15 protein-coding genes, 1 tRNA gene and 1 pseudogene are annotated in these 11,831 nt (G+C 58.4%); 14 read left to right on the top strand and 3 right to left on the bottom strand.

The window, feature by feature from the left end; genetic code table 11:
- Window positions 1–355: 355 nt before the first annotated feature.
- The 10 genes and pseudogenes from WC026_RS14935 to WC026_RS14890 all read left to right on the top strand — a co-directional run.
- Complete coding sequence (locus tag WC026_RS14935) at window positions 356–790, top strand: helix-turn-helix transcriptional regulator (protein WP_372711803.1); 435 nt, start codon at window positions 356–358, stop codon at window positions 788–790.
- 398 nt (window positions 791–1,188) lie between these two features.
- Window positions 1,189–1,524 carry an ArsR/SmtB family transcription factor gene (locus WC026_RS14930; RefSeq protein WP_372711802.1) on the top strand — a complete coding sequence of 112 codons (336 nt, stop codon included), beginning with the start codon at window positions 1,189–1,191 and terminating at the stop codon, window positions 1,522–1,524.
- Between the two features lie 12 nt (window positions 1,525–1,536).
- Window positions 1,537–2,058, top strand: coding sequence for an arsenate reductase ArsC (locus WC026_RS14925; protein WP_372711801.1), 522 nt, complete (start codon window positions 1,537–1,539; stop codon window positions 2,056–2,058).
- Window positions 2,058–2,738 carry an aquaporin gene (locus tag WC026_RS14920; RefSeq protein ID WP_372711800.1) on the top strand — a complete coding sequence of 227 codons (681 nt, stop codon included), beginning with the start codon at window positions 2,058–2,060 and terminating at the stop codon, window positions 2,736–2,738. The genes WC026_RS14925 and WC026_RS14920 overlap by 1 nt, the downstream gene beginning before the upstream one ends.
- A complete protein-coding gene (gene arsC, locus WC026_RS14915) occupies window positions 2,735–3,157 on the top strand; it encodes an arsenate reductase (glutaredoxin) (RefSeq protein WP_372711799.1) in 423 nt (140 codons plus the stop codon). The genes WC026_RS14920 and arsC overlap by 4 nt, the downstream gene beginning before the upstream one ends.
- Window positions 3,150–3,908, top strand: coding sequence for an arsenical resistance protein ArsH (arsH, locus tag WC026_RS14910; RefSeq protein WP_372711798.1), 759 nt, complete (start codon window positions 3,150–3,152; stop codon window positions 3,906–3,908). The genes arsC and arsH overlap by 8 nt, the downstream gene beginning before the upstream one ends.
- A gap of 517 nt (window positions 3,909–4,425) precedes the next feature.
- Complete coding sequence (locus WC026_RS14905; protein WP_372711797.1) at window positions 4,426–4,704, top strand: hypothetical protein; 279 nt, start codon at window positions 4,426–4,428, stop codon at window positions 4,702–4,704.
- A complete protein-coding gene (locus tag WC026_RS14900) occupies window positions 4,697–5,527 on the top strand; it encodes a fibrinogen-like YCDxxxxGGGW domain-containing protein (protein WP_372711796.1) in 831 nt (276 codons plus the stop codon). The genes WC026_RS14905 and WC026_RS14900 overlap by 8 nt, the downstream gene beginning before the upstream one ends.
- Window positions 5,528–6,166: 639 nt before the next feature.
- The gene (locus WC026_RS14895; RefSeq protein WP_372711795.1) at window positions 6,167–6,451 is read left to right on the top strand and encodes a hypothetical protein; all 285 of its coding nucleotides are present in this window, start codon (window positions 6,167–6,169) and stop codon (window positions 6,449–6,451) included.
- Window positions 6,448–7,482 (top strand): annotated as a pseudogene (locus WC026_RS14890) (recombinase family protein); the annotation flags it as partial. The gene WC026_RS14895 and the pseudogene WC026_RS14890, both read left to right, overlap by 4 nt.
- A 39-nt stretch (window positions 7,483–7,521) precedes the next feature.
- Here the strand turns inward: WC026_RS14890 and WC026_RS14885 are convergent.
- The 3 genes from WC026_RS14885 to WC026_RS14875 form a co-directional block, all read right to left on the bottom strand.
- A complete protein-coding gene (locus WC026_RS14885; RefSeq protein WP_372711794.1) occupies window positions 7,522–7,830 on the bottom strand; it encodes a hypothetical protein in 309 nt (102 codons plus the stop codon).
- A gap of 157 nt (window positions 7,831–7,987) precedes the next feature.
- Window positions 7,988–8,077, bottom strand: a tRNA-Ser gene (locus tag WC026_RS14880).
- Window positions 8,078–8,142: 65 nt separating this feature from the next.
- Complete coding sequence (locus WC026_RS14875) at window positions 8,143–9,186, bottom strand: hypothetical protein (RefSeq protein ID WP_372711793.1); 1,044 nt, start codon at window positions 9,184–9,186, stop codon at window positions 8,143–8,145.
- 319 nt (window positions 9,187–9,505) lie between these two features.
- Between WC026_RS14875 and rplU the strand changes: the two genes are divergently transcribed.
- The 4 genes from rplU (at window position 9,506) to obgE (ending at window position 11,794) form a co-directional block, all read left to right on the top strand.
- Complete coding sequence (rplU, locus tag WC026_RS14870) at window positions 9,506–9,820, top strand: 50S ribosomal protein L21 (RefSeq protein ID WP_013214245.1); 315 nt, start codon at window positions 9,506–9,508, stop codon at window positions 9,818–9,820.
- A gap of 30 nt (window positions 9,821–9,850) precedes the next feature.
- The gene (rpmA, locus tag WC026_RS14865; protein WP_372711792.1) at window positions 9,851–10,123 is read left to right on the top strand and encodes a 50S ribosomal protein L27; all 273 of its coding nucleotides are present in this window, start codon (window positions 9,851–9,853) and stop codon (window positions 10,121–10,123) included.
- 112 nt (window positions 10,124–10,235) lie between these two features.
- Window positions 10,236–10,757, top strand: coding sequence for a GNAT family N-acetyltransferase (locus WC026_RS14860; RefSeq protein WP_372711791.1), 522 nt, complete (start codon window positions 10,236–10,238; stop codon window positions 10,755–10,757).
- A complete protein-coding gene (gene obgE / locus WC026_RS14855; RefSeq protein WP_372711790.1) occupies window positions 10,754–11,794 on the top strand; it encodes a GTPase ObgE in 1,041 nt (346 codons plus the stop codon). Before WC026_RS14860 ends, obgE begins: the two co-directional genes overlap by 4 nt.
- Window positions 11,795–11,831: the final 37 nt, after the last annotated feature.

Here is an 11,831-nt window from a genome sequence, read left to right as displayed (position 1 = left end):
CTGCTTCATCCCCGCCCTCGCGCCGACGCAGGCACAGGGCTCCAATCTGCCGCACTTTTAGTCCGGCGCGGCCGAACAAATCAGCCGCTTCTGTGAGGGATTATTGCTCCGGCTTTTACAGCCACGGGATGAAGCATCCTTGGGCACCTCATTCGCACAAGTAGACATGGGATTTCTCATTATCCCTTCCAGCGACAAGGTCGACGCTTTCTTTCTGCCTGATATCCGCGCGTTTGTTTGATCTGTCTGATTGTCGTCTGACAGAGCTAATTAACCGACGTTTCGACAGTAGCTGCCATAGCCAAGTCGGTCCTGGACTTCTGTCGCAAAGGACGCATTGGTGGTGTGACAGGCCATGATAGCGCACATCACGAAGCCTGATCCCGATCTGCAGAGGCTTCCCGCACGGCCGACCGGTTCGATCGAGGTGCTCACCATTCCTGCCCGTGTTCGGCGGACCGGCATGGAGACGAGGCTGTTAATCGAAAGCGCTCAATCGGATGACCGGCAACCGGATCGCAGTCTCTTGCGCTTGCTCGGACAAGCCCGCTGTTTCCACGACATGGTCGCGCAGAACATGAATATATCCGTCGCAGAGCTGGCTGCAGCAGCCGGCGTGACCCGATCCTACTTTACACGGATCTTCCGATTGAACTTCCTCGCGCCTCGGATCACCACGGCCATTCTGCAAGGCTGTCAATCTCCGGAGTTGACTGCGAACAAGCTGAGGCAAGTGGGCTCGCTGAGTCCATTCTGGCCGGACCAGCTTCGTCAGCTGGGTTTCAACTGAGCTTGTGCTCCGCGCACCTTGGATATCGCACTCTAGATATAATGTATGAGCTGCAGCTACTTTTGCGCTCGCGATATATGTCAGAGTTCCGCCGCGCACCGGTACCGCTCCCTCGCCGCTAGGAGACTTTCGGCGTGACAGACGCGGAAAACCGGAAGGAGATCCGTCTCTCTGTCGCTTGCTGGAAAGCGTCTCTAACTCGCGGATAATACGTGGGAATAGTCGACGCTCAGGGAGATTATGATTTTATCGTAAAATATCAATAAGTTATGGCGGACTTGAAGGGAGATGTTTTGAACGCGTTGGCCGATGAGCTTGCAAGGTGGGATAGGGCGTTAGGGCCAAAATAGCCAAAACTAATAGCTTGCATACTGCGATAATTGTTGTAGTGTCGTAATATGAAAGATAAGGCCGCCGTGGAAATGCTCGGCGCCCTAGCGCACGAGCATCGCATTAAAATCTTCCGCCTATTGGTCAAGGCCGGTCCGTCGGGCGTGCCTTCCTCGGATATAGCCGATGCGGTTGGCATTAGCCCTACGGGTGCATCGTTTCACCTCAAGGAATTGGATCGCGCCGGGCTGCTCGTGTCGACGCGGCAAGGGCGGTTTATCCGTTACGCCGTCCAGTTCGAGGGTATGCGCCAGCTTCTGACCTACCTCACGGAAGATTGCTGTCAGGGGCAGCCGGAGCTATGCGGCTCCACGTTCAAGAAAACAAAAGCGATATGTAAGTAAGGGAGGCCAAAAATGTCCAGCTCACAGCCACTCAACGTCTTGTTCCTGTGCACCCACAATTCTTCCCGTTCCATCATTGCAGAGGCGGTGATGAACAGACTTGGCGCTGGAAAATTCAAAGGCTATAGCGCCGGCAGCCAACCTAGCGGGCGGGTTCACCCCTACGCTTTCGATCTCTTGCAAAAACTCAACTACGATACTACTGCCGCGCGATCCAAGTCTTGGGAAGAATTTACAGCGCCGGGCGCGCCCCGGCTCGATTTCGTGTTCACGGTTTGCGACAACGCGGCGAACGAGACGTGCCCGGTCTGGCCCGGCCAGCCGATCAGCGCACATTGGGGGTTGCCTGACCCGTCGGCCTTCGAAGGCTCAGAAGTTGAGAAACGCCTGGCCTTTGCCGATACGCACCGCATGCTCTACCAGCGCATCGGCATTTTCGTGAACCTGCCCCTCTCATCCCTCGACAAACTCTCCTTGCAGCGACGCCTCGACGATATCGGCCGCGACAAGGCGATGACACCCGAGCCAACATAATGGGCGGATACACTCTTTCACAACGGCTTACTGCTGAGACATTGGGCACGGCCCTTCTGCTCGCTACCGTCATCGGCTCAGGCATCATGGGCGAGCGGCTGGCCGGAGGAAACGAGGCAATTGCGTTGCTCGGCAACACTTTGCCAACGGGCGCGATTTTGATCGTTCTCATCACCATGCTCGGCCCCATATCCGGGGCGAATTTCAATCCCGCCGTTACAGCCATATTTCTGCTCAAGCGCGATATTTCAGTAAGGGATGCTGCGGGATACATCGTGGTGCAAGTCTTGGGCGCTATGGCTGGTGTGCTGGCCGCGCACGCCATGTTTGAATTGCCGTTGCTTGAAGTCTCGACAAAAGCGCGAAGCGGCCTAGCGCAAGGTTTTTCAGAATTCGTCGCGACATTCGGATTGGTGACGACAATCCTCCTGACGCTGCGCACGAAGCCTGATGCTGTGGCGACATCGGTCGGGCTTTACATCACCGCCGCCTATTGGTTCACAGCCTCGACATCCTTTGCCAATCCAGCAGTAACGCTTGCGCGGGCGTTCTCCGACACGTTTGCGGGGATCAGTCTTGCCAATGTTCCCTTGTTTATTGCGGCCCAATTTATCGGGGCGATCTCGGCGCTTGCCCTTGTGCAAACAATCATGGGTCGCCCTGCGGGAGAAAACCGATGACGATCACCATCTTTCACAACCCTGCCTGCGGCACATCCCGGAACACGCTGGCCATGATCCGCCAGAGCGGAGAAGAGCCGCGCGTCATTGAATATCTCAAGACACCCCCAAGCCGGGAAGAACTGATCGGCTTGATCCGCGCCATGGGCATCACGCCGCGCGATCTCCTGCGCCAGAAGGGCACGCCTTACGACGAGCTTGATCTCGGCAATCCCAAGTGGAGCGACGACGAACTGATCGACGCCATGCTCAAAGGCCCGATCCTTATCAACCGCCCGATTGTTGTCACACCGCTTGGGACCAAGCTTTGCAGGCCATCGGAAGCGGTCCTCGACATCCTGCCCAGTCCGGGCATCGGAACATTCACCAAAGAAGACGGCGAAGTCGTCATAGACCAGAAAGGCGACCGCGTTGTCTGAACTCGATCTTACTCTCCCTAATATCCGCACCGATTCATTGCCGCGACCCGACACCACCGCCCTGCAAGAGCCGCTACGATCCACGCATAAGCCACGCATCCTCCTGCTCTACGGGTCGGTGCGGACACGCTCCTACAGCCGCTTCCTGACACAAGAGGCTGCACGGCTGCTCGACCACCTCGGAGCCGAACCACGCATCTATAATCCCGGCGGCCTGCCACTCCCCGATGATGCTCCCGACGATCACCCCAAGGTACAGGAACTTCGCGAACTGGTGGCTTGGTCGGAAGGGCAGGTCTGGACTTCGCCGGAGCGCCACGGGGCGATGAGCGGAATCCTGAAAAGCCAGATCGATTGGGTACCGCTGAATAGCGGTGCGGTAAGGCCGACGCAGGGTAAAACGCTTGCCGTTATGCAGGTCAGCGGCGGCTCGCAATCGTTCAACGCCGTCAATCAAATGCGCGTCCTTGGCCGCTGGATGCGGATGGTTACCATTCCCAACCAATCCTCCGTCGCCAAAGCATTCCAAGAGTTTGACGAAGCCGGACGCATGAAACCCTCCTCGTACTATGACCGCGTCGTCGACGTGATGGAGGAACTGGTCAAATTCACGCTGCTAACGCGCGATGTTTCCGACCACCTGACAGACCGCTACAGCGAACGCGTCGAAACGGCTGCGGAACTATCAGCCAGAGTCAACCTGAGCAAAGCTGTCGATGCGAAAGGGCAGGGAGCAAGCCCAGCGGAATAAAGGAAGTCATCCAAACCAAAAAGGTTACGTTAAGACGGAACGCAAGATGTGTGCTGTCATACAGCACCATCTTTCTCGTCGGCTATCGCCTCCTCGGCAAGGGGGCCTTGCTGGCCCCCGTTGCATCCCCCGGCTAGAGGTCGTCGGAAAGCCGCCATGAAAGCGGTGAAAGCGAATGATGTTTATTTGTTTACGATAAATGTATAGAATAAAGGTAGTTGGAGTTTTCCAGCCGGGGTGTGAGAGCCCCTTTCGTTATGCGGCAGGCATCAGCCGTACTTGGTGCGTCTTCCTCACATGATGGTGAAGCGCGCCAGAGATGTCGCTTCTCGGCTTTGACCGGGAGGCGGCAGTGTATGTTCAGGTCATTGCCTGCGCTGTGCCTTGGGCACATCAGGTTTGCGGCTAAAGACTGCCGCACCGTTCTCATAACGAAACGGTTCTCAACTCCCAGTCACCAAGAGCAATCGCTCTGGTGGCCGTTTCGATTTTGACGAACGATTTTAGTGGGGAGTTCATGCGTACATTCATTGCCATCGCCGCCGTTATCGCGGCCTTAACTGGATACCCGGCCTTGGCCGAAGAACCCGCAAGCCAGCAGTCGACCCGGATCGACATCGACCAGGCGGCCAAGACATTCGTCTTCATCATCGATGATGAGCCTGTTGCAATGCTCGACAAGGAAGGCCTGCACGTCGTGGGTGGGATCGACTACGGGCGCTCTCTGACGGACACAGGTCCGGACGCGATCAAATCCATGATTCCCTCAGTACCGAAGGAGGCTGCCGATGAATAGGATCCTTCTTCTTCTCGTAGCACTTGTAACTCTCAGCACGACAGCTCAGGCGCAGCTCACTGGAACCGACATCAAGCCCGGCGATCCATGCACCGCCGCACAAGAGGGTCACGTCGCACGGAATGCCAGCGCTGATCGAAATATTAGCGAGATCACGCTGATTTGTGATGGCAGCCAATGGCAGAGCGCAACGGGTGGTGGTGGTTCTCTCCCATCCTGCCCGTTCGGGGATAGTATAATGTCTGGTTCAAGTGGATGGCTGTGTAGTAGCGCATTTGTATATCCGAGTTCATGCAAGGCCATATTGGATGCTGGTAACAGTGGGGGCGATGGAAATTACACTATCGACCCGGATGGCAGTGGGGGAGACGCCCAATTTCAAGCCTATTGCGATATGACGGGGAATGGAGGCGGCTGGACCCAAATACCACTTGCGACTCAATGGCAAACCGCTCGTTTAAACGCGATGGCGGTCACGAAGGAAGTTCGATTCACGGATGCCACCGGAACATCATTTCTTTCATGGACGGGGACGCTGCCAACGAATGCGCAATTCGATAGCAACCTGTGTTCGGTGGCAGGTACCAGGAAGGCCGGCAACAGCTATCCCCCTTCCATTTCGATAACAGCCGGTCCGTATGCTTATACCGGCCCCAGCAATGATTATATTAAACCATTCATCTGCTGGGTAAACCATGCGTCTAACGCCGGGTGCAACGCCTCTTGGGGCGGGCGATCCAATTTTCATATCAGCTATCTGAGCGGCTCGTATTACTCGAACAACTGCGCATCAAATGGCTTATCGGCATTCTGGATACGGTGATTCTTAGCTTGACGATTGGACAGGGCCTGACGACGGATGAGCGTGTGGTTTTACGCCGGGGATGAATTCAGCCAGCTTCTGCAGCGACTCTCCCGGACGCAGCGCCGTGAAGGTTTCGGCGATTTGCGCTAGCAGGCGCTGATCAACATCCACACCCCTTAAATCCAGCGCGCAGAATATGCGCACGGCTTTTTCCAGCAGGAAAGTTTGTCAGGCGTCCCGCTGGCCCCTATCAGGCCAGCGTCAGGCTCTCGTGAACCGAGCCTGCGAGTGCAGCGCAGTCTCGGCCCTTCGGGCTTCGATCCTTGACGCAAGGGAAGTGCTAAGGGGCGCTGCCCCTCGCGCGCGCAAGGCATCCAAACGCCTCCCCGCTTTTTTGTTTTGTTTTTGGGCGGGGCCCCTCGTTCGGAGCCACCTTGCGCTTGCTACCCCCGCTCTCGCCGAGGAGCAGGGGTGCATGCGCACCCCCTTTCTTATTTCGAGTGATGCTAGTGCTAGCGCGAGGTTGGCTCTTCCGCCCACCCCGTCTTTTGCCCGGATGGCAATCCGGCTGCGTGCATAGTGTTTCCATAATCGCAGATAGTGCCGCGACCGTGCTGGGCGTGCAATGGACTCTGCGGGGAAGGATGCGCGCGGCCCATGACACTCGACGTTGAAAAATACCTCCATCATCTTGATGGCATGGATCTCAGCGAAGCTGAGAAAGCCGAGTTCATCCGCACGCTGTGGCTGATCGCGCAGTGCTTCGTCGATGATGCGTACAGCGCACGTACGGATGTGGATGTTTCTCAACTCAAATCGGGCTTTGACGCTGCCAATGTTGTAAATTTGTCTGCCATCAGACAAACCCGCGCCACAGAAGCGAACGACAACGCCGCATCACGCGCCAAGAAGGAGCCTAGCGCCCGAAGGAAGGAAGCATGAGCGCCAACGACAACGCAAAAACACAGACCACTCGCGCCGTCATCTATGCCCGCGTTTCCAGCGCCAAGCAGGTGGAGGAGGGGCACGGCCTTGAATCCCAAGCCATGCGCTGCCGGGAATATGCGGAGCGTAAGGGCTATCAGGTCGTAGAGACCTTCTTTGACAAGGCTATCTCCGGTTCACTGTCCGAGCGGCCCGGCGTGATGGCGATGCTTTCCTATCTCAAGCAGCACAGCGGCAGCGGCGAGATTGCCGTCATCATCGATGACATCAGCCGCCTTGCCCGCGATACGCGCGTACACACCGATCTGCGTCTTGCCATCAGCCTAGCGGGCGGCAAGCTGGAAAGCCCTTCCATCACCTTCGGCGATGACTCCGACTCCATCTTCGTGGAAAACGTGCTGGCGAGTGCTAGCCAACACCAGCGCCAGAAGAACGGCGAGCAGACCAAAAACCGGATGCGCGCTCGCGCTATGAATGGCTATTGGGTGTTTCGTGCACCTACTGGCTACACTTACGGGAAGGTTGCCGGGCACGGGAAACTGCTGGTGCGTGACGAGCCGCTGGCGACAATCGTGCAGGAAGCATTGGAGGGCTTCGCCTCCGGGCGCTTCCAGACGCAGGCTGACGTTAAGCGCTTCCTTGAAAGCCAGCCGGAATATCCATGCAAGAGCGCAGCCGGAGCCGTTCGCTTCGAAGAAGTGCTGCGCCTTCTCACCCGCCCGCACTATGCCGGATATATCGAAGCCGCTGAGTGGGGCGTTTCCTTACGCAAAGGCCATCACGAGGGGCTGATTGACCTTCAGACTTTTGAGACCATCCAGCGCCGCATCAAAGGCGGGCTACGCGTCTTCACGAACACTGATATCGGCGAAGACTTCCCGCTGCGGGGCTATGCCGTGTGCGCCGATTGCGGCGGGCCGCTGACCGCTGGCTGGTCAAAGAGCAAGACCGGGAAGAAGCACCCTTACTATCACTGCTTCACCAAAGGCTGCACGTGCCGTGGCAAGTCCATCAAGCGCGATATGATCGAGGAGCAGTTCGGCGCGTTGCTGGAACGCCTGCGCCCCTCAGCGCAAACCGCTGGCCTGTTCAAAGACCTGTTCTTCAAAGCTTGGGATGAGCGCGGCAGCAGAGCTGAGGAGATAGCCAAGGCCCTTCGCGATGACCTCCGCAAGACCGAGCAGCAGATCGAACAGATGCTTGACCGCATCGTGGGGACATCCACAGCCACCGTCATCGCGGCCTATGAACGGCGCATCGCCAGTCTTGAAAGAGAGAAGCTCGTCATCATCGAAAAGCTGCAAGCAAACGCCTTTCCGAAGCGAGGCTGTAGCCAACAGTTTGAACTCGCTTTCCGCTTCCTCGAAAACCCGCATGAACTGTGGGTTTCTGACCGCCTAGACGACAAGCGGCTGGTGCTGAAATTGACCTTCGCAGACCGCTTGGCCTACTGCCGGAATGGAGGATTTAGAACCCCGCAAACCACCTTACCGTTCAAGGCTTTGCGGGCGGTTGGGGACGGCAAATGTAAAATGGCGGAGAGGGAGGGATTCGAACCCCCGGTACCCTTGCGAGTACTCCGCATTTCGAGTGCGGCGCGATCGACCACTCTGCCACCTCTCCGGAAGCCGTGGCGCCTGACGGCAAGGTGCGGCTTGTAGCTGTGCTTTGCGCGTTGCGCAAGCGGGTCAGGCCGACGGATGCCACGTCATATCGAGCGTTGTCGTCGCGGGGCCGGTCTTCTCGTAGCCGCGCGCAATCATGCGGCCTTCCTTGGCATCGGCAACCAGTGCGAGGCGCGTGTTATCGTTTAAAATTGGCGGCGTGAGCCACCGGAATTCTGTGTCGAAGGATGTTTCGACGTCTCGCATAATGCAGGCGCGGTCGCTGCTTTGATCGCCGCGCGCATGCCCATGCCAATCCGGCGTCTCCCAGTGATTGGCGGCGACCTGAGCCCCATCCCTGGTGCGAGCCTCTTGTTCCGTGCGTTCTATGACCGCTGTTTCTGCGGTGTCCAGACCCGCAAGCGTGAAGATCGCAGGCGTCGAGATCGGCTGCTCGATCAGCATGCGCCGGGCTTCAGCGAAATCCTTGGCTTCCTCCGCAACCTTACGCAGCAGATGCGCGGGTGTCGGGTGGGGCATATGCCAGACGCGGCGGCGGTTCGCGGCCCAGTCGAGATAGAAGAGCCCGGTCGCCTTGCGCATCGGCGGCTGATTGATCGCGGCTGAAAAACGTCCCGGAGCCATCACCTGCAGGACGCCTGTGTATCCAGGCCATGTCAGCAGCGAGAACGGTCCCGCATCGACGCCAGAGACTTTCGCACAAATGAGATTGGCGCCGAGCCCCGGCGCTTTCCAGTCGAGAACCCGGACCAGGCGGGCAGACCGGCCATCGGGCGACGGCGCCGCGCGGCAGGTGCAGGCCCACTCGTAATTGACGGAGAAAAAGTAGGCGCCGGGACGGCCGAGGATACGTGCGATTTCGTCGATTTCGGGAAGATGCCGGTTGTTCCAGCGCGCGAGCCAGGCACGGGATACTTTGTCGAGGGCCGCGAGCGTGCTGCGCGGATAACGGCGCGACGCGGCGTCGAGCAGGGCATGCGTGCGGTCTTTGTATGCGTGCAGTGTTTCCAGCGCGAAATTGCGGCCGGTTTCGATGATGGGGATTTCGTTCAGGTGCGGTTCGCGCGCCTGGATTGCAGGTGCATCGTCTCCAAGCTGAACCCGCATCGTGATGTCCTGGCTCCGATCGTGTTACGCTGGTCCGACGTTCCGCCGGTTTCGCCTATCGGCAGGGAAGATGGTTACTGAATGGCGCTTTTGCGAGCAGGCAGAGGGCTAAAGCCATCAAAAGCGAAACGCCGCATGGCAATTGACAAGGTGCCTCACTTCGACAATAAACCGCCACTCGCAGGCGGGATAAAATCCCCGCCTTCAATGCGCTGCCCGAGGCTCTTGCTGGAAATTTCCAGCATCCTTTTGAAAGTCCATCGTTTTCGATGGCGCCACAGGGCGCGGAAACAGGCCAATAAGGCCGGAAGGATTGACCATGTACGCTGTCATCAAGACCGGCGGCAAGCAATACCGCGTCTCCAAGGACGATGTCGTCACGATTGAGCGGGTTGCTGGCGATGCCGGTGCCACGGTCGAGTTCGACCAAGTGCTAATGGTTGGCTCCGGAGCCGACGTTAAGATCGGTGCGCCGATCATTTCAGGCGCGAAGGTCGTTGCTGAGCTTGTCGAGCAGTCGCGCGGGCCGAAGCTCATCGCATTCAAAAAGCGCCGCCGCAAAAATTCACGCCGCAAGAAAGGGCACCGTCAGGACCTTTCGATCGTGCGTATTACCGATATCACCGGCGCTTAACGAGCCGCCGCTTCATTCGAGGATTCTGAAATGGCACAGAAAAAAGCAGGCGGCTCGACACGTAACGGCCGCGATTCCGAAAGCAAACGCCTCGGCATCAAACGCTACGGCGGCGAGTACGTCATTCCCGGCAACATCCTGTGCCGCCAGCGCGGCACGCAGTGGCATCCGGGTTCGGGTGTCGGCATGGGCACCGACCACACGATCTTCGCAGTCGAAGAGGGAACGGTTGAGTTCGATACCAAGCGCAATGGCCGCATCTATATCTCGGTCAAGCCTGCGAAGGCGGTCGCAGCCGAATAAGCCGAGACACCGGTCTGGCGAGAATTCGGGGATGGCGCTGCCGTCCCCTTTTGCTTTTTTGGCGGCGGTCTCATATCCCTTTTCGCCACACACGTTCGTTTAGTTATCAGGCATGCAGACCCACCGCCTTCGCCTCAGAGCCGTTGTCGACAGTGACGCTGCCCGGATCGCCGATCTGGCTGGCGATTGGGACGTTGCGAGCATGACGGGTCGCATTCCCTATCCCTACTCGGCGGACGCGGCGCATCACTGGATAAGCGGCGTAGAAGACGGCGAGCAGGTTTTTGGTATCGAATGCGCAGCTGAATTCATCGGCATTTGCGGCTTCACGATGGATGTCAAGGGTGACGCCGAGCTTGGCTATTGGATCGGCAAGCCTTATTGGGGACACGGGTATGCGACCGAAGCGGCGAGCGCCGTGATGGCTTATGGGTTCACCAAGGCAGGCGTCAGGCGTTTCGTTTGCAGGCATCTGGCCGGCAATCCCGCGTCGGCGCGCGTCATCCAGAAGCTCGGCTTCAAATATATCGGAGATTCGACCGGCTGGTGCGAAGCTCGCCAATGCGAGCTTCCGGCGCTGAGCTATGAACTGCGTAGGCCGTGGACAATGGCCATTCGAGCACTGGCGTCATGAAGTTTCTGGATCAAGCGAAAATCTACATAAAGTCTGGTGCGGGCGGCAACGGCTGCGTCGGATTCCGGCGCGAGAAATTCATCGAGTTCGGCGGGCCGAACGGTGGCGACGGCGGTAACGGCGGCGATGTCTGGGTCGAGTGCGTGCAGAACCTCAACACGCTCATCGACTATCGGTATCAGCAGCATTTTGCGGCACAGAGCGGCACGCCCGGCATGGGGCAAAACAGAGCGGGTCCGAACGGCCGCGACTGCATCGTCAAGGTGCCTCCTGGGACGCAGGTGTTCGCGGAAGACGGCGAGACGCTGCTTGCTGATCTGACGGAGCCCGGCGCGCGCGTGCGCCTTGCCAAGGGCGGCAACGGCGGATTTGGCAACGCTCATTTCAAAAGCTCGACCAACCAGGCGCCGCGTCATGCCAATCCCGGACAGCCGAGCGAGGAACTGACGATCTGGCTGAGACTCAAGCTGATTGCAGACGCGGCCCTCGTCGGTTTGCCGAACGCCGGAAAATCCACGTTTCTCGCAACCGTCAGCGCCGCGAAGCCGAAGATCGCCGATTATCCGTTCACGACGCTTCATCCGAACCTCGGCGTGGTGCGCGCCGGTGATGTCGATTTCGTGCTCGCCGACATTCCGGGCTTGATCGAAGGCGCGAGCGAAGGCGCTGGGCTCGGCGACCGCTTTCTCGGTCACATCGAGCGCTGCCGCGTTCTTATTCATCTCGTCGATGCAACCTCGGTGGACGTGGCGGCCGATTACAAGACGGTGCGCCGTGAGCTCAAGGCCTATGGCGGAGCTCTCGAGAAGAAGAAAGAAATCGTCGCGCTTTCGAAGATCGATGCGCTTGACGAGGAGACGCTCGCGGAACGACGCGAGGCGTTGAAGAAGGCGGCACGCAAAACGCCTCTGCTGCTGTCGGCCGTATCGGGCGCTGGAATCAAGGAAGCGCTGTTTGCCTTGACGCGCGAGATTTCGCGCGGGGATGTGGCTGAGGATGACCAGGATCGCGACGCAAGCGGGCCGTGGCAGCCCTGAAGAACTTTTGCGCTTTGCCTTGCGAGATGCTTGCAAG

Origin of the sequence: Hyphomicrobium sp. (genome assembly GCF_041674905.1) — a bacterium.
Taxonomy (GTDB): Bacteria; Pseudomonadota; Alphaproteobacteria; order Rhizobiales; family Hyphomicrobiaceae; genus Hyphomicrobium_B.
The sequence above is the reverse complement of the archived record's forward strand: the minus strand, read 5'-3'. Positions and strand labels throughout refer to the sequence as shown.